The organism is Robertmurraya beringensis, from assembly GCF_042433785.1.
GTDB lineage: Bacteria > Bacillota > Bacilli > Bacillales > Cytobacillaceae > Robertmurraya_A > Robertmurraya_A beringensis.
Window position 1 is genome coordinate 47,309 of record NZ_JBHLUU010000009.1, and the last position, 19,967, is coordinate 67,275.

Annotated in this window: 19 protein-coding genes, 1 pseudogene and 1 other annotated feature; of the genes and pseudogenes, 16 read left to right on the top strand and 4 right to left on the bottom strand. The window is 38.3% G+C overall.

The window, feature by feature from the left end; translation table 11 throughout:
- Nucleotides 1-64: 64 nt before the first annotated feature.
- A complete protein-coding gene (locus ACFFHF_RS01470; RefSeq protein ID WP_160546914.1) occupies nucleotides 65-757 on the bottom strand; it encodes a universal stress protein in 693 nt (230 codons plus the stop codon).
- A gap of 168 nt (nucleotides 758-925) precedes the next feature.
- Between ACFFHF_RS01470 and ACFFHF_RS01475 the strand changes: the two genes are divergently transcribed.
- From ACFFHF_RS01475 to ACFFHF_RS01525, 11 genes and pseudogenes are all read left to right on the top strand, one after another.
- The gene (locus tag ACFFHF_RS01475; protein ID WP_160546915.1) at nucleotides 926-3,343 is read left to right on the top strand and encodes a Na+/H+ antiporter subunit A; all 2,418 of its coding nucleotides are present in this window, start codon (nucleotides 926-928) and stop codon (nucleotides 3,341-3,343) included.
- Nucleotides 3,327-3,752 carry a Na(+)/H(+) antiporter subunit B gene (locus ACFFHF_RS01480; protein ID WP_160546916.1) on the top strand — a complete coding sequence of 142 codons (426 nt, stop codon included), beginning with the start codon at nucleotides 3,327-3,329 and terminating at the stop codon, nucleotides 3,750-3,752. Before ACFFHF_RS01475 ends, ACFFHF_RS01480 begins: the two co-directional genes overlap by 17 nt.
- On the top strand, nucleotides 3,752-4,090 hold the full coding sequence (locus tag ACFFHF_RS01485) for a Na(+)/H(+) antiporter subunit C (protein ID WP_160546993.1): 339 nt from the start codon (nucleotides 3,752-3,754) through the stop codon (nucleotides 4,088-4,090). Before ACFFHF_RS01480 ends, ACFFHF_RS01485 begins: the two co-directional genes overlap by 1 nt.
- On the top strand, nucleotides 4,083-5,573 hold the full coding sequence (locus ACFFHF_RS01490; protein ID WP_160546917.1) for a Na+/H+ antiporter subunit D: 1,491 nt from the start codon (nucleotides 4,083-4,085) through the stop codon (nucleotides 5,571-5,573). The genes ACFFHF_RS01485 and ACFFHF_RS01490 overlap by 8 nt, the downstream gene beginning before the upstream one ends.
- Before the next feature lie 169 nt (nucleotides 5,574-5,742).
- Nucleotides 5,743-6,231, top strand: a complete 489-nt coding sequence (locus ACFFHF_RS01495) for a Na+/H+ antiporter subunit E (protein WP_377057486.1) — start codon at nucleotides 5,743-5,745, stop codon at nucleotides 6,229-6,231.
- The gene (locus ACFFHF_RS01500) at nucleotides 6,228-6,512 is read left to right on the top strand and encodes a Na(+)/H(+) antiporter subunit F1 (RefSeq protein WP_160546919.1); all 285 of its coding nucleotides are present in this window, start codon (nucleotides 6,228-6,230) and stop codon (nucleotides 6,510-6,512) included. Before ACFFHF_RS01495 ends, ACFFHF_RS01500 begins: the two co-directional genes overlap by 4 nt.
- Nucleotides 6,490-6,849, top strand: coding sequence for a monovalent cation/H(+) antiporter subunit G (mnhG, locus tag ACFFHF_RS01505; RefSeq protein WP_160546920.1), 360 nt, complete (start codon nucleotides 6,490-6,492; stop codon nucleotides 6,847-6,849). The genes ACFFHF_RS01500 and mnhG overlap by 23 nt, the downstream gene beginning before the upstream one ends.
- A gap of 231 nt (nucleotides 6,850-7,080) precedes the next feature.
- Nucleotides 7,081-7,336 (top strand): annotated as a pseudogene (locus ACFFHF_RS01510) (SDR family NAD(P)-dependent oxidoreductase); the annotation flags it as partial.
- Between the two features lie 96 nt (nucleotides 7,337-7,432).
- Nucleotides 7,433-7,651 (top strand) — a binding site (T-box leader).
- Between the two features lie 53 nt (nucleotides 7,652-7,704).
- Complete coding sequence (gene leuS, locus ACFFHF_RS01515; RefSeq protein ID WP_377057474.1) at nucleotides 7,705-10,119, top strand: leucine--tRNA ligase; 2,415 nt, start codon at nucleotides 7,705-7,707, stop codon at nucleotides 10,117-10,119.
- 117 nt (nucleotides 10,120-10,236) lie between these two features.
- Nucleotides 10,237-10,536 (top strand): rhodanese-like domain-containing protein, encoded by a 300-nt coding sequence (locus ACFFHF_RS01520; RefSeq protein ID WP_119709527.1) that lies wholly within the window; start codon nucleotides 10,237-10,239, stop codon nucleotides 10,534-10,536.
- A gap of 91 nt (nucleotides 10,537-10,627) precedes the next feature.
- Nucleotides 10,628-10,810: a sporulation protein Cse60 gene (locus ACFFHF_RS01525; RefSeq protein ID WP_066057499.1), complete on the top strand. Its 183-nt coding sequence runs from the start codon at nucleotides 10,628-10,630 to the stop codon at nucleotides 10,808-10,810.
- A 13-nt stretch (nucleotides 10,811-10,823) separates the two neighbouring features.
- Here the strand turns inward: ACFFHF_RS01525 and ACFFHF_RS01530 are convergent, their stop codons facing one another.
- The gene (locus ACFFHF_RS01530; protein WP_160546995.1) at nucleotides 10,824-12,095 is read right to left on the bottom strand and encodes a BaiN/RdsA family NAD(P)/FAD-dependent oxidoreductase; all 1,272 of its coding nucleotides are present in this window, start codon (nucleotides 12,093-12,095) and stop codon (nucleotides 10,824-10,826) included.
- Between the two features lie 202 nt (nucleotides 12,096-12,297).
- On the opposite strand from ACFFHF_RS01530, the gene ACFFHF_RS01535 reads away from it, so the two are divergent.
- The gene (locus tag ACFFHF_RS01535) at nucleotides 12,298-13,914 is read left to right on the top strand and encodes a putative polysaccharide biosynthesis protein (protein ID WP_160546921.1); all 1,617 of its coding nucleotides are present in this window, start codon (nucleotides 12,298-12,300) and stop codon (nucleotides 13,912-13,914) included.
- Nucleotides 13,915-13,936: 22 nt separating this feature from the next.
- The gene (locus ACFFHF_RS01540) at nucleotides 13,937-14,656 is read left to right on the top strand and encodes a pseudouridine synthase (RefSeq protein WP_160546922.1); all 720 of its coding nucleotides are present in this window, start codon (nucleotides 13,937-13,939) and stop codon (nucleotides 14,654-14,656) included.
- 39 nt (nucleotides 14,657-14,695) lie between these two features.
- Here ACFFHF_RS01540 and ACFFHF_RS01545 read toward each other — a convergent pair whose 3' ends face one another.
- The gene (locus tag ACFFHF_RS01545; RefSeq protein ID WP_066057490.1) at nucleotides 14,696-14,917 is read right to left on the bottom strand and encodes a DeoR family transcriptional regulator; all 222 of its coding nucleotides are present in this window, start codon (nucleotides 14,915-14,917) and stop codon (nucleotides 14,696-14,698) included.
- Between the two features lie 349 nt (nucleotides 14,918-15,266).
- Here ACFFHF_RS01545 and ACFFHF_RS01550 point away from each other — a divergent pair, with 349 nt between their 5' ends.
- The 3 genes from ACFFHF_RS01550 to dat all read left to right on the top strand — a co-directional run bounded on the left by ACFFHF_RS01550 (nucleotide 15,267) and on the right by dat (nucleotide 18,966).
- A complete protein-coding gene (locus ACFFHF_RS01550) occupies nucleotides 15,267-16,532 on the top strand; it encodes a M48 family metallopeptidase (RefSeq protein WP_160546923.1) in 1,266 nt (421 codons plus the stop codon).
- Between the two features lie 142 nt (nucleotides 16,533-16,674).
- A complete protein-coding gene (gene pepV, locus ACFFHF_RS01555; protein ID WP_377057475.1) occupies nucleotides 16,675-18,087 on the top strand; it encodes a dipeptidase PepV in 1,413 nt (470 codons plus the stop codon).
- 24 nt (nucleotides 18,088-18,111) lie between these two features.
- Nucleotides 18,112-18,966: a D-amino-acid transaminase gene (dat, locus tag ACFFHF_RS01560; protein ID WP_160546924.1), complete on the top strand. Its 855-nt coding sequence runs from the start codon at nucleotides 18,112-18,114 to the stop codon at nucleotides 18,964-18,966.
- Nucleotides 18,967-19,006: 40 nt separating this feature from the next.
- Here dat and cysK read toward each other — a convergent pair whose 3' ends face one another.
- Nucleotides 19,007-19,933 carry a cysteine synthase A gene (gene cysK, locus ACFFHF_RS01565; protein ID WP_160546925.1) on the bottom strand — a complete coding sequence of 309 codons (927 nt, stop codon included), beginning with the start codon at nucleotides 19,931-19,933 and terminating at the stop codon, nucleotides 19,007-19,009.
- Nucleotides 19,934-19,967: the final 34 nt, after the last annotated feature.

The following is a 19,967-nucleotide window of genomic DNA, read 5'->3' on the forward strand; positions in this document are numbered from 1 at the left end:
TAAATCAACTAAGCTTTAACCTAAATGAAGATAAAGTACGATCCAAGACGCACCCTTAACATTCCTATAAGAAATTGTCATCAGAGTCTATACTTGTATCAATATCAACATTAGTTAACTCTTTTACATTTCCTTCTTCAACCTGAACTTGAAGAGTTTCTGAACCAATCATAAATTTAAAGATGCCATTATTAAAGTCTGTTCCAAATTCCTTAAAGAATATCCCTTCATATTCGACATCTTTTATATGCTTAAAATGCAGGCGATAATAATCAGCTTCTTTGACTAAATATGCGCGGACACCTTTTTCATAATGCCGGTCGGGATTTTTTAAATAACGGGCAACAGAAACAATATGGAGGTCGACAAAGGGAATTTCACGTAGCAACGAGTTTATAATAGATCCTTTTGCAATCTGCTCCCAACGACTTTGGGCTGTCTGCCCAAGAATAATTTGAGTAATATTTTTTTCTCTTGCAATCTCTGCAATTACTTTATGAATAGGTCTTTTTTCATTGTCTTTGATGATAAACTCATCAGCATTATGTTCGTTAGCAAGATTTTTCCATTTTTCAATATCGGCTGACTTCTCCGCATCTAAGTCATCAAACGGTTTTGAGTCAACTGTTAAGATATACAGTGGGCAGTCAAGCATATTGGCGATCTTACAACCCCGTTGAATAAGGCGTTTACCATTTGGACCATAATATACGCAAACAAGTATGCTTTCGTCCATGTGTTCTTTTGTTTTTTTCAAGACATGTTCACCTCGGGATGGCTGTCAATTTTATAGTTTTATTGCTATCTTTATAAACTATGTATGAATATAACTCATGCAACAAATTGAGTCAATCTATTTAATTATTTCCAGATTATGAATTAAAATGGAATTTTAATCGAAATAAATTATGAAGGAGGACCTTAAATGACTGGACTTCACATGACGATATTGATCCCGATTTTATTTACTATGCTCGTGCCTTTTCTTTACAAGAAATTCACTCCGCGCATACATACGGGTTGGTTTGTCCTCTTCGTCCCTATGGGATTATTTATCTATTTATTCTCCTTTATTCCCGAAATCTCTAATGGGAATACAATCCTTTCCACTATAACGTGGATTCCATCTTATGGAATTGATTTCACTACTTACATTGATGGATTAAGTCTTATGTTTGGCTTAATTATTGTTGGAATAGGTACACTTGTTGTATTTTACTCCATTTACTATATGTCGAAGTATCGTGAAGCGCTTCATAATTTCTATATTTATTTGCTACTATTTATGGGAGCAATGCTTGGTGTCGTATTTTCTGATAATATTGTTGTTTTATATGTGTTCTGGGAAATGACAAGTATCTCATCCTTTTTATTAATTGCGTATTGGTATGAGCGTGAAGGCTCACGCAATGGTGCCCGTAAATCAATGTTAATCACCATATTTGGTGGTCTAGCTATGCTAGCTGGCTTCATTATGCTATCAATGATGGCGGATACCTACAGCATACGTGAAATGTTTCGGAATGTAGATGTGGTCAAATCACATCCATTGTTTATTCCCGCAATGATGTTGGTGTTACTTGGTGTATTTACAAAGTCTGCACAATTTCCATTTAGTATCTGGTTACCAGATGCGATGGAGGCCCCTACACCTATCAGTGCTTATTTACATTCTGCCACCATGGTAAAAGCGGGTATTTATTTGGTTGCTAGGTTCACTCCAATTTTTGGAGGTACTGCTGAATGGTTCTGGATTGTCTCCGGAATTGGGGTTGTAACTCTGCTATATGGATCAGTTAATGCAGTAAGACAAACAGATCTTAAAGCTTTATTAGCTTATTCTACGATTAGTCAACTTGGATTAATTATGAGCCTCCTTGGATTAGGATCAGCTGCACTGTTATTTGGAATAGGTGATGAATCGACTGTATATACAGTCTCAATCTTTGCTGCGATTTTCCATTTAGTGAACCACTCAACTTTTAAAGGGTGTCTGTTTATGGTTGTTGGGATAATTGACCATGAGACTGGAACACGTGACATTAGAAGACTCGGTGGCTTAATGCACCTTATGCCTATTTCGTTTACACTTACTGCCATTGGAAGCTTCGCGATGGCGGGACTTCCTCCATTTAATGGATTTCTAAGTAAGGAAATGTTTTTTACAGCGGTCAAAAATGCCTCAAACATGAGTGTGTTTAATATGGAAAATTTCGGATTGTTATTTCCAGTTATAGCTTGGGTTGCGAGTGTATTTACCTTTATCTATTGCATGATTTTACTATTAAAGACTTTTAGAGGGAAGAATAAGCCTGAAAACTTAGATAAGGTTGTACATGAAGCACCGATTGGCATGTTAATTTCGCCTATAATATTAGCTTCTTTGGTTATTATTATTTTCTTTTTCCCTAATGTGTTAGCACAGTTTTTATTAAAGCCAGCATTGTATGGTATATTACCTAGTCTTGCTGCAACAGGTGGACTAGAAGTTAAAATAAGCGCATGGCATGGCTGGAATCTAGAGTTATTTATGACGATCGGGGTAGTTGTGGTTGGGACTTTATTGTATGTTTATTTGAAAAAGTGGTATCGATTCTATCATTTTTACCCAGAAGCTTTAACAATCAATAATTTCTATAACCTTGGGCTAGAAAAAATGGAGAAATATTCTCGATTTATTACAAACCAATACATGACAGGATTTATTCGCGATTATCTTGTCTATATTTTTGCATTTATCACCTTAACTATTGGTGGAACGCTATGGTTATTTGGGGGTGCAACGTTTGATGCCTCGAATGATGCGCCTGTTTCCATCATTGAAGTCGTGTTAATAACCTTAATGATTGTTGCATCATTAACTGTTCTTTTCTCTAATTCGAGATTGACGTCAATTATTGCAGTTGGTGCACTTGGATTTTTTGTTTCTTTTGTGTTCGTCCTATTTAGAGCTCCTGATTTGGCGCTCACTCAATTGGTTGTCGAGACAGTAACAACAGCACTTTTCTTATTATGCTTCTATCATTTACCAAAATTACGGAAAGAAATGAATCGCGTCCGATTTAAGGCAGTAAACGCAGTTGTTTCAATCGGAATAGGAGTAACTGTTACGCTTGTTGCTTTATCGGCAAATGGAACTCGTCTTTTTGACCCCATTTCAAGCTACTATGAGAATTCTTACGAGCTTGCAGGGGCTAAGAATATTGTAAATGCGATCTTGGTTGATTTTCGAGGGATTGACACAATGCTTGAAATTCTCGTCTTAAGTATTGCAGGACTAGGTGTCTATTCATTAATCAAGCTCAGAATAGATAGGGGGAATGAGAATGAAGGAGCCGAATGATGTAATCATACGAAGTGTGACCAAAGTGGTGGTTGTCATTATTTTGACATTTGCAATCAATCTGTTTATTTCAGGGCATCATCACCCAGGTGGCGGATTTATAGGTGGTTTGGCATCGACTTGTGCTTTACTCCTCTTGTTTATGACATTTGACATTGAATCGATAAGGAAGAACATCCCAGTGGATTTTAAAGTTTTGGCAGCGGTGGGAGTGTTGATTGCTGTGTTAACAGGAGTCGGTTCTCTAGTTCTTGATGTACCATTTTTGACACAGGCTTATGGCTATTTTAACTTACCCTTTTTTGGGAAAACAGAGTTAGCAACAGCAGTAATTTTTGATGTAGGAGTAGCACTAGCTGTTATTGGAACTGCTCTTACAATTATTTTGAGTATTGGTGATGATCAATGATGGAAACGTTAATGTCTGTACTTGTTGGCGTGTTATTTTCAATTGGTGTTTACTTGATATTAACAAAGAACCTATTACGCATCATTTTAGGTACATCAATTGTAGGTCATGGAGTAAATATGCTTATCATTACGATGGGAGGACTTAATATGGGGGATCCGCCGCTACTAGGGATAGGAAATGGAACATTCACTGATTCGTTGCCTCAGGCCCTTCTATTGACAGCGATCGTTATTAACTTTGCAACGACTTCTCTTTTTTTAGTCCTCAGTTATCGTGCTAATAAGGTATTGGGTACAGATAATACAGAACAGCTGAGAGGTTTTGAGAATGAATAACTTGGTGATTATACCCATCATCGTTCCGGTCATATTAGGAATGGTTATGGTGATATTTAGAAAAAATATATTGCTACAGAGATTTCTTAGTGTTATTTCTTTAGTTGCCATAACGATTACGTCACTTATATTGATAAACCAAATTCATGCAAATGGAATTCAAACTCTTCAATTAGGTAGTTGGGAGGCGCCTTTTGGTGTAAGTATGGTAGTTGATATGCTCTCAGCGTTACTTCTTCTTGTAACTAGTCTGGTTTCCCTTTGCTGCATATTATATGCCTTTCATACAATAGGGGAAGAAAGAGAACAGTTTTATTTTTATCCGTTATTTTTGTTTTTAATTACAGGAGTAAATGGATCATTTATTACAGGTGATATATTTAATTTATTTGTTTGTTTTGAAGTTATGTTAGTGTCATCTTATGTATTGATTTCCTTGGGAGGCACAAAGGTACAGCTTAGAGAGTCAATAAAGTATATATTGATCAATATTCTTTCCTCTTTCTTCTTCCTTGTAGCGATCGCCTATTTATATGCCATTACTGGTACATTAAATTTCGCTCATCTTTCAGTTCGCATTGCAGAAGTTGGTCAAGAGGGACTTATGACCACAGTAGCCATTTTATTTTTAATTGTGTTTAGTTTAAAAGCAGGTTTGTTTCTATTTTATTGGTTACCTGGTTCGTATAGTGCTCCTCCATCCCCAATTGCTGCAATCTTCGCTGCTTTATTAACAAAGGTTGGAATTTATGCCATTATGAGAGTTTTTACGCTCATTTTCTATCATATCCCAGAGGTTACACATTTACTAATTGGTATCTTGGCCGCAGTAACTATGGTTTTAGGAGCAATTGGAGCGGTAGCCTATTGGGATATTAAACGAATTTTGACATACAATGTGATTGTTGGTGTAGGATTTATTCTTGCAGGAGTAGCATCTTTTACAACTGTTGGAATGGTAGGCTCATTATATTATTTGATTCACGATATGATTGTAAAAGCACTTATCTTTCTATTAGGAGGAGCAATCATCCATTTAACAGGTACTAGTAAAATAAAAGAGTTGAGCGGTCTTATTCGTTTACACCCGCAATTAGGCTGGATGTTTTTTATCGCAGGTTTATCATTGGCAGGAATTCCCCCTTTAAGTGGGTTCCTGGGAAAAATATTTATTTCTGAAGGAACGTTTGAAGCAGGTTATTATTGGCTAGGTGGAATTGGACTTGTAACTAGCCTTATGGTACTGTATTCGATCATGAAAATCTTTATGAATGCTTTCTGGGGATACACTGATTTAACTGAAGAGGAAGAGAAGGGTTCAACGAAGGGATTATTATTACCATTAGGTATACTCACATTTTTAACGATTTCATTAGGTTTGGGTGCAGAGGGAATTTCTGAATATGTTGATATAGCAATAGAGGTGTTAATGAATCCAGAAATTTATATAGAGGCTGTGTTGGGCCCTAATTTTAGCAAATAGGATTTTAGCTGATTCATTTCTTATCGATTGCTACTAGACAAAATGATAGCGAGGAAATGCTAGTTCATCAATATACTGAAAATGTCTCAAAGCTTTGTTCAATGAGTAAGTTATAAGATCGCAAAAAAAATATATACAGATTGCTTCCTTAATCTTGATTCAGAAAGGGGTGGTAACATTGCCCATCCAGGTATTAATCAATTTGTTTATTGGGGTATTATGGATGTTCTTGCAGGATAATTGGAACTATTTAACCTTCTTTAGCGGTTATCTATTTGGTTTACTCGTGTTATTTATTTTACGCAGGTTCTTTCCTTCAGGATTTTATATAACGACCCTAGTAGCAGTTGTTAGATTGTTTTTTGTATTTATCCATGAACTGTTTACATCAAGTATTGCGGTCGTTCGACATGTCGTAAAACCTAAATTAAACATCTCTCCGGGTATTTTTACATTAGATACGGAATTAGAAGGTGATTTGGAGATTACGTTATTAGCTTTATTACTATGTTTAACACCTGGTTCTGTTGTAGTCGAAGTATCTCCTAATAGTAGAACCTTTTATATGCATGGGTTAGATATTCCTGAGTCGCGAGATTCAGTGTATAAATCAAAAGTGAGATTTGAAAATGCCATAAAGAGGGTGACACGTGTATGACAAATGTAATTCTATTGTTATCTCTGTTTTTTTTGACCTTTTCTATAATTACCATTATTTACAGACTGGTAAAAGGTCCTTCTACTCCAGACAGAGTACAGGCTCTCGATACATTAGGGATTAATTTAATATCAGGAGTAGCAATTTTTTCTGTCTTATTAAGAAATACAGGTTTTTTCGAAGTTATCTTATTAATTGGTATCCTTTCATTTATTGGTACGATTGCTTTTGCAAGATTTATTGAAAGAGGTGTGGTCATTGTTCGCAAACAGTCCGACTGAAATAATTCCCGTTCTATTTATTTTAATTGGTACGATTTTTTGTTTTTTAAGTGCGATCGGACTGGTGCGGTTTCCTGATGTTTATACACGGTCACATGCAGCATCAAAAAGTACAACATTAGGCGTTCTTTTTAGTCTAATTGGAACCTTTCTATTTTTCTTAATGGAAGAAGGATATTTTAGCATCAGATTATTTTTAGGAATCTTTTTTGTATTTCTAACAGCACCCGTTGCTACTCATGTTATTATTCGTTCCGCATATCGTTCGAAAGTTGAGTTGGCAAAAGAAAGTGTGCAGGATGACCTGAAAAGAGTGATGGAGAGCAGTAAATCTTGATTAGTTAATTCTCATTAATCACAATCAGTAATTACTATTCCTAAAGGTACAGAAACACCATTAGCGTCAGAGGGAGCTGAAGTCTACGTAAATGACAAGTTTGGCAATAGTGACGTTACAATAACACAGTGAAGGAGGATCTAGGAATTGGGGAGTTTGAGATTAAAGAGGAGTAGTCACTCATTTGTGGATAACTGATTTTCCAATCTTCTTGCTTACAGACAAACCAACATGTTAACGTCACCATTTACGTTAACAAAGCATGTGTTGCCTCATATGAAAAAACAAGGCTTCGGGAGAATTATTAATATGGCATCTATCAACGGGTCTGCCCTTCCCATTATTTTCTTCTGTGTGAACATTGCTTCGCACTATTATAAACGGCTACCGAATTCCCCTTTTTATATACTTCTTGAAAGCAAGTGATGCGGCAAAAGGGATTACTGGTCAAGCGGTCGTTATTGACGCAGGTTATACAGTTCAATAAAAAAATACACACACTCTACTCCTTATCTTCATATGCTACAAAACACAACTTGCATCGAACTAGAAAATACACTACAATAGCATCATACTTAAATATGTGGTGACCATGATAAGGAGTAGTAGTGAGAAATACCTGAAAGTAGAGAGTTGACGGATGGTGAAAGTCAACCAGGTGTCCATGAACTCGCCTTTGAGTCGCAAGTGTGAAAGAAAGTAATGCTTGCCGTATTCCGCGTTAAGGATAATGAAGCGAGTGACTTGTGCACTAATGTGGGTGGTACCGCGGGAGATTCTACATAATCCTCTCGTCCCTTTTTATAGGGACGGGATTTTTTGCGTTTAAACAAGTATTTTTAGGAGGAATTAAAAGTGAGCTTTAATCATCAAGAAATTGAAAAAAAGTGGCAGAGCTTTTGGGATGCTAACAAGACGTTTCAAACAAGTGAAGAAAAAGGTAAACGCAAATTTTATGCGTTAGATATGTTTCCATATCCATCTGGAGCTGGACTGCACGTAGGGCATCCAGAAGGGTACACAGCAACAGATATTTTATCACGTATGAAGCGTGCGCAAGGTTATAACGTGTTACACCCAATGGGATGGGATGCGTTTGGTCTTCCAGCTGAGCAATACGCATTAGACACGGGGAATGATCCTGCTGAATTTACAGCATTAAATATTGCCACATTTAAGCGCCAAATTAAGGCATTAGGCTTCTCATACGATTGGGATCGCGAAGTGAATACTACTGATCCTGAATATTATAAATGGACACAATGGATTTTCTTAAAATTGTTTGAAAAAGGCCTAGCCTATATTGATGAGGTAGCGGTAAACTGGTGTCCAGCACTTGGAACGGTGTTATCAAATGAAGAAGTTATTGATGGAAAAAGTGAACGTGGTGGTCATCCCGTTGAACGCCGTCCAATGAAGCAGTGGGTATTAAAAATTACTGCGTATGCGGATCGTTTATTAGAGGACTTAGAAGAACTTGACTGGCCAGAGAGTTTAAAGGATATGCAACGCAACTGGATTGGTCGTTCTGAAGGAGCCGAGATTACTTTTAATATTGAAGGTAATGACGGGCAGTTCACGGTCTTTACTACAAGACCTGATACATTATTCGGTGCAACGTATGCGGTATTAGCACCAGAGCATGCATTGGTTGAGAGTATTACGACAGATGACCAGCGTGATGCGGTTCAATCCTATATTGAACAGATCAAAAGTAAGAGTGATTTGGAGCGTACGGATTTAGCGAAAGACAAAACGGGTGTATTTACGGGTGCTTATGCAATTAATCCGGTTAATGGAGCGAAAATGCCAATCTGGATCGCTGATTATGTACTTGTTAGCTATGGAACAGGAGCAATTATGGCGGTACCTGGTCATGATGAGAGAGACTACGAATTTGCTAAGAAATTCGAATTGCCAATTGTGGAAGTAGTTGCAGGTGGAGATGTTTCTAAGGAAGCTTACACAGGTGATGGTGAGCATGTAAACTCTGACTTCTTAAATGGAATGAACAAAGAAGAAGCCATTTCTCGAATGATTGCTTGGTTAGAGGAAAAAGAAATCGGAACGAAGAAGGTTACGTACCGTCTACGCGATTGGTTATTTAGCCGTCAACGCTATTGGGGAGAGCCAATTCCAGTCATTCACTGGGAAGACGGAACAATGACAGCTGTTCCTGATTCAGAGCTTCCATTGATGTTGCCAAAAACGACAGAAATTCGTCCGTCTGGAACAGGCGAATCGCCACTTGCGAATATCGAAGACTGGGTAAACGTAGTTGACCCTGTAACAGGGAAAAAAGGACGTCGTGAAACAAATACGATGCCGCAATGGGCAGGAAGCTGCTGGTACTACTTACGTTATATTGATCCGAAGAATGATCAAGCGTTAGCAGATCCAGAAAAATTAAAAGAGTGGCTTCCAGTTGATATTTATATCGGTGGGGCAGAGCATGCGGTTCTTCACTTGCTTTATGCACGATTCTGGCATAAGTTTTTGTATGATATCGGTGTAGTAAGCACGAAGGAACCTTTCCAAAAATTGTTTAACCAAGGGATGATTCTAGGGGAAAACAATGAAAAAATGAGTAAATCAAAAGGAAATGTCGTAAACCCTGATGAAATCGTTGGAACTCATGGTGCGGATACTCTTCGCTTGTACGAAATGTTCATGGGACCACTTGAAGCTTCAATTGCATGGTCGACACAAGGATTAGACGGTTCACGTCGCTTCTTAGACCGTATTTGGCGCTTACTAGTGGATGAAAATGGTGGAATTTCAGAGAAGGTTCAAACGGTTGATTCTTCTAGTCTTGAGAAGGTCTATCACCAAACGGTGAAAAAGGTGACAGAGGACTTTGAAGGATTACGCTTTAATACGGCGATTTCTCAGTTAATGGTATTTATTAACGATGCTTATAAATCACCAGTACTTCCAAGAGACTATGTGGAGGGCTTTGTGAAATTGCTTGCCCCGATTTGTCCACATATCGCTGAAGAGCTTTGGTCAAAGCTAGGTCATAACGAAAGCATCTCTTACGAAGCGTGGCCAGCATTTGATGAAGCGAAGCTGGTTGATGATGAAGTAGAAATTGTTGTTCAAATTAATGGTAAGGTGAAGGCGAAGCTGATGGTTCCGTCTGATGCAAATAAAGAAGCACTTGAGCAAATTGCTATGGATGATACAGTCGTTAAAGAGCAAATTGATGGTAAGACTGTTCGCAAAGTGATTGCTGTTCCAGGAAAGCTAGTGAATATTGTTGCTAATTAATAATGTTTGATTTGAGCACCTGTTTTCGGGCAGGTGCTCTTTTTCTAAAATAGAAAGATTGAAATGTACCGAGCAAGTCGTGTACGATAGAAGAAAAATTAAAAGGGGTAATGTTGGATGGTAAAAGAAATTACAACTGCAGAGTTACAAGAAAAGCTAGAAAAAGGGGAAAAGTTAGAACTGATCGACGTACGTGAGGATGAAGAGGTAGCGGCTGGAATGATTCCAGGTGCAAAGCATATTAAAATGGGCGAGATCCCAATGCGTTTAGACGAATTAGATCAAGATACAGAATACATATTTATTTGCCGTTCAGGCGGAAGAAGTGAAAATGTGTGTTATTTCTTGCATGATCACGGCTATAATGTAGTAAATATGGTCGGCGGCATGATGAAATGGACTGGAAAAGTAGAATAATGTAATGGGGGGCCTAGGAAACTAGGCTTTTTTTATGCTTTTAAAATATCTGAATTTTGTTAATACTCCATAATAAAAGGAGTGAGGATCCATGATTCAAGTAAAACTGTTTGATGAGGAGCATGAAAAAGACCTTGAAAAGAAAATGAATCGTTTTCTCGAAAAGGTGGATGAACAAAAACTAGTTGATATTAAATACAATATTGCTGCCTTACCAGAGGACGTGGATGAGCAAATTTATTGTTTTACAGCCATGATTATATATAAAGCCTGAGGAAGAAAAAACCTCAGGCTTGACTCAAGGCATATTCGGCACTATTGACTCCAGCTAATCGTCCTGTCACAAGGGCAGAAGTAATATTATACCCGCCAGTATATCCGTGGATATCCAGTATCTCCCCACAAAAATACAATCCATCAACAAGCTTGGATGCCATTGTTTGTGGTTCAACCTCTTTCACAGACACTCCGCCACCTGTAACAAAGGCTTTTTCTAGGGAAAGAGTTCCATTCACCTTAAACTGAAACTGTTTGCAGGCTTTCACAAAGTTTCGAAGCTTATCATGGGAAATGACTCCACCCTGTTCGTTTGCATCGATGTCAGCAACTTGTAATAAAAACAATAAATAGCGTTCGGGTAAATAGCCCTTAAGTATATTTTTTACACTTTTCTTTGGATCGGCCTTCACCATCGCAATGATTTCTTGGAATAGGGGCTCCTCTTTTTTACCTGGAAGGGCATCAATACTCATTACCACTTCCTTTAGGCTCCATTTTTTCATCGCTTTCACCACATACTGGCTGCAACGAAGTACTGCTGGGCCACTAATCCCAAAGTGAGTGAAAATCATATCCATCTCATGGGTGATGAGAGGCTTGCCCTTTGGATTCAACACACTCAGGCCGACTCCACGCAATGACAATCCTTGCAGCTCTTTTGATTGAATGAAAGGTTCATTTGAAGTAATAGGAACTTCTGTTGGAAATAACTCTGTGATGGTATGTCCGGCCTTTTCCGCCCAAGCATACCCATCTCCTGTAGATCCGGTATGAGGGACCGATTTACCTCCAACTGCCAAAATAATCGCAGAGGCAGAGTATCTCTCTTTGTTTTTTAATCGTACGGCAACAGCTTTCCCATCTTCATATTCCACCGTTTCGACTGGGGAGTTTGTGAGTATATCCACCTTAAGCTCTTTCATCCTTCTGATCAAAGCATCAACAACAGATTGTGCTTTATCTGAAACAGGAAACATCCGTCCATGGTCTTCCTCCTTCAATTGAATGCCAAGCTTTTCAAAAAAAGAAATAATGTCCTCGTTATTGAATATAGAAAACGCACTATATAAAAAGCGACCATTCCCTGGGATATGCTTAATGATTTCGTCCACTGGAAGTCGATTCGTCACATTACAGCGACCACCTCCAGATATGGCAAGCTTTCGACCTAGCTTGTCTCCTTTATCAATTAAAAGTACTTTAGCTCCCTTTTCACCTGCCGCTATGGAAGCCATCAGCCCAGAAGGCCCTCCGCCAATGACGATTACGTCATAGTTCATATCTTTCACCAACTTTCCATCACCATTATAAGTCAGCTTGTTAAGAAAGAAAACTTTTCCACAAAAAGTAGCATCAGAGCACGGAGTTGTGTACACTCAGATTAGGTTCACATAAAAAACAAAGTTTTTTTCAAACTTTATGATAAAATATGAATTTGGCGTTTGAAATAATTTTCGGCATTTCTACATAGGAAGGGATCACATGCAATCTAAGTTATTACGTGGAACATTTATTTTAACTTTAGGAACATTTATTTCAAAATTATTAGGTCTTTTTTATGTTATTCCGTTTGCAAGGATTGTAGGAGAGACAGGAACCGTCCTGTATCAATATTCCTATGTTCCTTATACTATATTTATCAGTCTTGCAACGGCTGGAGTTCCTCTAGCTGTAGCTAAGTTTATTTCTAAATATAATGCTATGGAAGAATATGCGGTGGGTAGGAGGCTCTTTAAGTCAGGATTAGTCGTTATGCTTGGAACTGGTATGGCTGCCTTCCTAATTCTATATTTGTCAGCACCAATTGTAGCAGACATAATCATTGCTGATCATGACAAACAAACCAATCCTAGAGATATTGTAACAGTCATTCGAGCAGTGAGTTTTGCTCTAATCATTATTCCGTTTATGAGTTTAATTCGCGGGTTTTTCCAAGGCCATCAATCAATGGGGCCATCTGCGGTGTCACAGGTGGTTGAACAGGTTGTTCGTATCGCATTTCTATTAGCTGGGGCTTTTATCGTCTTGAATGTAATGGAAGGTGAAATTGTTACTGCTATTAGTATTGCAACGTTCTCAGCCTTTGTTGGAGGCTTGGGTAGCTTATTTGTTCTCTTTTGGTATTGGTATAAGAGAAAGCCACATCTTGATGAATTGCTGCTACAAGATAAGGGGAGCGTTCAAGTATCTTTAAAAGATATGTACAAGGAAATACTGATTTATTCGATTCCATTTATTCTTGTTGGAATTGCCAATCCATTATTTCAATGGATTGATACGATGACCTTTAACCGGGCAATGACTTCGATTGGTCTTGGAAGTATTTCAGAAAGAGAGCTTGCTAAATTAAGTTTTAATACACATAAGTTAGTGATCATTCCAGTATCGTTGGCAACGGCTTTTTCGTTAACGTTAGTTCCGAGTATTACTCAAGCCTTTATTTCAAAAGACCAAAAAGGAGTAAACAAGCAACTCAACCAAACCTTCCAGGTGCTGATGTTCATTACATTGCCTGCTGCACTTGGATTGTCACTACTCGCTGAGCCTGCGTATACGGTTTTTTACGGACCAAATGCATCTGGGACTGACATCCTGCAATTGTATGCACCAGTAGCGGTTCTGTTTGCTCTTTACTCCGTGACAGCAGCGATATTACAAGGAATTGACGAACAAAAGTTCACCATTCTAAGTCTATTAGTAGGAATATTAGTGAAGCTCTCCCTAAACATTCCATTCATCAAGATGTTTGAGACAGACGGAGCGATTTATGCAACCGCACTTGGTTACGGAGTTGCCATTGGTATTAATTTGGTCGTTATCAAAATATTCTCCGGATATCGCTTCCGCCTCGTTTTGCGGAGAGGATTGCTAATTGTTATTTTTAATGTTTTTATGATCCTCGTAGCAGCGCTTGTCTACTATTTAGCAACAATGGTTTTATCACCAAAATCTGAGATACATTCTATTATTATCATCCTCCTTTCAGCAGTGGCTGGAGCAGGGATTTATGTATATTTAAGCTTTAAAACGCGCCTCATTTACTTTTTATTTGGCGAACGTGTGGAAAGAATTATGAAGAAGGTAAAACTAAGAGGGTAAGACTCCACTAGGAGGGAAACAATTGCGTATTGATAAAATGCTCGCTAATTTAGGCTATGGAAGTAGAAAAGATGTAAAAAAACTGTTAAAAGACGGCGCAGTGGTCGTGAACGATAAAGTAATAAAAGATTCAAAACAACATGTAGATCCAGATAATGATGTGATTACCTTAAATGGAGAAATAGTTGAGTATAAGGAATTTGTTTATTTAATGATGAACAAACCTCCTGGTGTCATATCAGCAACGGAAGATAATCACGATGAGACGGTGATTGATTTGCTTGAATATGAGGATCAAGTGTTTGAACCGTTTCCAGTTGGTCGCCTTGATAAAGATACGGAAGGACTCTTACTAATAACAAACGATGGGCAGCTCTCTCATCGTTTGTTATCTCCCAAAAAGCACGTCCCGAAAACATACTTCGCTGTGATTGAAGGAATCGTCACTAGCGACGATGGGGAAGCTTTTCAAAAGGGAGTCACACTCGATGACGGGTATTTGACGAAGCCAGCACATTTAACCATTTTGAAATCCGGATTAACATCTGACATTGAGTTAACGATCACAGAAGGGAAATTCCATCAAGTAAAACGAATGTTTGAAGCGGTAGGAAAAAGAGTGATCTATTTAAAAAGATTATCGATGGGACCTCTTAAGCTAGATGAGACGCTTGAATTAGGGGAGTATCGAGAGTTAACGGATGAGGAATTAGAAGAGTTAATCCGATATGAAGTGAAATAAAGGGTTCGCCCTTCCGATAAGAGAAGGGCGAACCGTCATTTAAGATGATATTTTTACCTTTTTTTCGGTTGTTGTCCATTTTCCACGACTTGGACTTTCGACTAGGTCGTTATAAGCTAAAACATTTAGATCTCTCTGGATCGTTCGAGGAGTGATACCAAATTCCTCCACAAGCTCTTGCGTCGTGACAATTCCATGGTTATTAATAAACATGTAGATGGATTTGATACGGTTTAACATCCGGTTAGTCGAAGGTTTCAAAAAACCACTCCCTATCCTTTTTTCAAACCTTTGGCAAATAGCTACAACGGACGACTTCTTGAAGATGACTCTCCAAATGTATGTAAGCTTCTTGTCCCTAGACAACCCCTTTGCAAGTGAATTATAAGCTGACTTAATGAAAATGTCTTTTCTTGTAGATTATTGTACTCTTATTTACAGATAATTTCTACTTTTACATAATAATTTAATAAAATGTAATATTTTCTTTAAAAAATTCCCCCTTTTTCTTGCTGCTGTTATATTCTATTACTTAAGTCATACCAGTTATGATAAGAAATTTGATTTTTGAAAAAATAGGACAATAATAATTTGAGAGGAATGACACAGATTGAATTCTTATTTACCTTCACAGCTAGTCCATCGCAAAGAGAATATCTATTTTGCACTTGTATTAACTTTTAGTATTTTAACCTATCTTTTTTTAGTTTTTTCTATTTTAGGAATTGGAATTATTATCATCATGGTCCTCTTATCCGTATTTTTCCATGGGTTGATGGTCGGAGGCATTAGAAGAAATGGCGTTCGTATAAGTGAGGAACAATTTCCTTCGCTTTATCAAAAGGCACAGGAAATGGCGGCACAAATGAGTTTAGAAAAGATGCCACAAATGTATGTTATTGAGTCTCAAGGAATGTTGAATGCATTTGCGACCAGATTTTTTGGAAGAAATATGGTGGTCCTTTATTCAGAGATTTTTGAACTGATTGAAAGAGATGCAGAGGATGAAGTACTATTTGTTCTCGCTCATGAGTTTGCTCATTTAAAAAGGAAGCATGTAACAGTGAATTTTCTTCTACTGCCAGCCATGTGGATCCCTTTTTTAGGAGATGCATACTTACGGGCATGTGAATATACGTGCGATCGTTATGCAACCTATTACTCTGGCTCACTTCCAGCATCGAAAAATGCTCTAACCATTCTAGCAATTGGAAAGGAGCTTTATAAAAAGGTTAATAAAGAGTCATATATGCGACAAATTGAATCGGAAGCAGGCTTCTTTGTTTGGTTAAATGAAAAGCTCTCTACCCATCCTCATCTGCCAAAAAGATTATATGAAGTTGATAAATTCTTTTCTGATACAGAAGTGGAGACATTAAAAGAACCAAAAAGAGGAATCGTCATTGGAGTAATCATAGCCCTATTGTTATCACTTGTATTTGCTGGTGGAGTGTATATGACCTTTAAGGCATTAGAGAAATTCAACTTCTCTGAAGCCTTTGAAATCGAGGGTATGACACCCCTAATGGAGGCAGCAAGTGAAAACGATACAGAGGCCATTTCCACTCTTCTAGATGAAGGTGCGGATATAAATGAAGCCGATAGTGAAGGCTCAACGGCTCTACATTGGGCGGTATACTCCGGTTATTATGATGCTGCAGCCATATTACTTGAAAATGGAGCAGATGCCAATACGGTCGATATATATGATGCCACTCCACTCATCAGTGCAGTTTTTGCTGAAGACGTGGAAATGGTAAAGCTGTTGTTAGAATACGGAGCAGATAGCAACTACATGGATGCCTCTGGATATACCGCATATGATTACGCAGTAGATTACGAAAATGCCGAACTACAGGAGCTACTTGGCCCATAATAAAAAATGCTGTCCACAAATAAGGACAGCATTTTTTATTATAAAATTTTTTCTAGCAGTGGTCCTGTCCTTGTGGTTGTCTTTTCCAGCACGGGGATATATTATTTAAGTCAAGTAGATTGGATTTATTAGGAGGATTTTCGTGACAAACATCAATTGGTTTTCAGAAGTCGAAAAAAGAAAGGAATCATTAATTGTAGATACACAAAAGCTTTTACAAATAAAAAGTGTTCTAGATGAAGAAAATGCCACTGATGATGCACCGCTCGGACAAGGGGTTAAGGATGCACTTGTCCACATGCTTGAACTTGGGAAGTCAGATGGATTTTCAATCAAGAATGTAGGAAATCTTGCCGGGCATGTAGAATTCGGAGAAGGAAAGGAAAGTGTAGGAATTCTTTGTCACGTTGATGTGGTCCCAGAAGGAGATGGATGGTCGAGTGACCCGTATGCTGCGGAAATTCGTGAGGGAAACATATATGCTCGTGGAGCCATTGATGATAAGGGACCAACGATGGCCGCTTATTACGCGATGAAAATTGTCAAAGAACTTCAATTGCCTCTATCGAAGAGAGTGAGAATGATCATTGGAACCGATGAAGAAAGCAACTGGCGCTGTGTGGAGCATTATTTTGAACATGAAGAAATGCCAACTATGGGTTTTGCGCCAGATGCTGATTTTCCGATCATATTTGCTGAAAAAGGAATATCGGATTTTGATATTATGCAAAGGATTTATGAAGCGGAGGATAACAGCGGAACCACTGTATTATCTTTTCAAGCAGGCAGACGCTATAATATGGTTCCAGACTTTGCCAAGGTAGCCTTACATACCAATCAAGAAGAAACACATATTATTCAAGAATTTCAAACCTTCCTTAATGAGCAACAGCTGAATGGAAAATACTTAGTTGATAATGGTGAACTTATTTTAGAACTAGAAGGAGTATCTGTGCATGGGATGGAACCTGATCTTGGTAAAAATGCCGGCATTCTTCTTGCCGTATTCCTAAATAAATTACCGCTAAGTGGTCTAGAAAAACAGTATTTTTCCTTTATTCAAACCAATTTCTATCAAGATAGTCGTGGGAAACAATTGGGAATTGATTATACAGATAATATCTCTGGGGATCTTACGATGAATGTTGGGAAACTTTCTTTTACAAAAGAAAATGGAGGGATGTTAGGAATCAATCTTCGTTACCCAGTCACAGCTGAACTTGATCAAATACAGGGAAGGTTAGCTCCTGTTCTACATGAACAAGGTTTTGAGGTTCAAAATGTATCAGACTCCAAACCTCATCATGTAGATGAAAAGGATTTTCTAATTCAAACCCTGAAAAAGGTTTATGAAGAACAAACCGGTGAGAAGGCAGAGTTACTTGCAATTGGTGGGGGCACTTATGCACGTTCACTGCAAGCTGGAGTTGCCTTTGGGCCATTATTTCCAGGTCGACCGGACGTGGCACACCAAAAAGATGAGTATATGATTGTAGAGGATTTGCTAAAAGCAACAGCAATCTATGCTCAGGCGATATATGAATTGGCTAAATAATTAGAGGACAAGGGGAGTGTAGGTATGGAATACGTTATTATTGGTGGAGAAATAGTAGATCGTGGACATGCAACGGTCGATATTGAGGATCGTGGCTATCAGTTTGGCGATGGTGTCTATGAAGTGATACGGGTGTATAATGGAAAAATGTTCACAGCTAGGGAACATTTGATTCGATTGCAAGAGAGTGCGGAAAAGATAAGCATTCAAATACCTTATCAGCCGACTGAACTAGAGGAAATGTTAAAAGGTTTGATTGACAAAAATAATCTTTCTAATGGCATTATTTATATGCAATTTACACGGGGAGAATCTCCGCGTAATCATGCCTTCCCTCACAATGTAGCGCCTACTTTTGTTGCATATACGAGAAAAGTGGATCGTCCAGTTAGCAGTATGCAAGAGGGTGTAAAGGCTATCTTTATTGATGACATTCGTTGGCTGCGCTGTGATATAAAGAGTCTGAATTTACTAGGGAATCTCCTTGCCAAACAAAAAGCAGTAGAAGCTGGTTGCTTTGAGGCCATACAACATCGAGGTGATATTGTAACAGAAGGCAGTTCCTCTAATGTAGCCATTGTAAAAAATGGAACGGTCATCACTCATCCAGCGAACAACTTGATTTTAAACGGAATAACAAGACAAAAAGTGAAGCAAGTATGTGAGCAAAATAAAATTCCTTTTGAAGAAAAAGAGTTCACAATTGAAGACGTTTTACATGCGGATGAAGTATTTTTATCTGGAACAACTGTGGAGGTAACACCAATTGTAGAAGTTGAGGAGAAAAAAATCTCCGGAGGAACTCCAGGTCAAGTTACGAAAAAGCTTCAGCAGTTGATAATGGACGAAATAGTGAAGGAATGCGGAACCATAGAATAATTAAAATAGGCTGCCTTTTATGGCAGCCTTCTCTAGTATCTTAAGAAAATAAATCACTTGAAAGATATCTTTCACCGGTATCACATGCGATGCAGACAACCACATCATCAGGGCCAAGAGTTTTAGCCACTTCTATGGCAGCGTAGCAAGCGGCACCTGAAGATGGACCAACTAATATTCCTTCTTCACTAGCCAATCTTCTTGTAATTGTGTAGGCGTCTTCATCCGTTATTTTATGGATATGATCGTATACATCCTGGTTTAGGATATCAGGAATAAACCCTGGGCTCGTTCCAACTAGTTTATGCTTCCCGGGTTTGCCACCAGAAAGGACCGGTGAGCCTGCAGGTTCCACTACATGAACTTGCAAATGTGAATAATGTTCTTTTAACACTTCACCGGTTCCAGTGATGGTTCCTCCTGTTCCCGCGGTAGCAACAAACGCCGAAAGTGGCTTGCCTATTTCCTTCATAGCCTCAACAATTTCAAGAGCAGTAGAATGTCTATGTGCATCTGGATTTGCTTCGTTTTCAAATTGCATCGGCAAATAACTATTTGGTATTTCATTCGCTAGCTCTTGTGCCTTTTTGATCGAACCAGGCATTTTTTCATCGCCTGGAGTTAAAACAACTTCAGCACCGTATGCCTTTAATAGATTGATACGTTCCTTTGTCATTGTATCGGGCATCACTAATATTGAACGGTATCCTCGGGCTGCAGCATTCATGGCTAATCCAATGCCTGTATTCCCGCTAGTTGGCTCAATAATCGTTGCACCCTTTTTTAATAATCCCTTCTGTTCAGCTGTAATCATCATGTTGAATGCCGCACGATCCTTTACACTTTTACTAGGATTAAAAAATTCGAGTTTTAAATAGACGCTAGCCCCATTTTGAGGTGCCAAACGATTTAATTTAAGTAAAGGGGTTTCCCCAATAAGTTCAGCAATATTTTGAACAACTTTCATTTAAATGTACTCCTAACCTTCAATTATTTTCCTT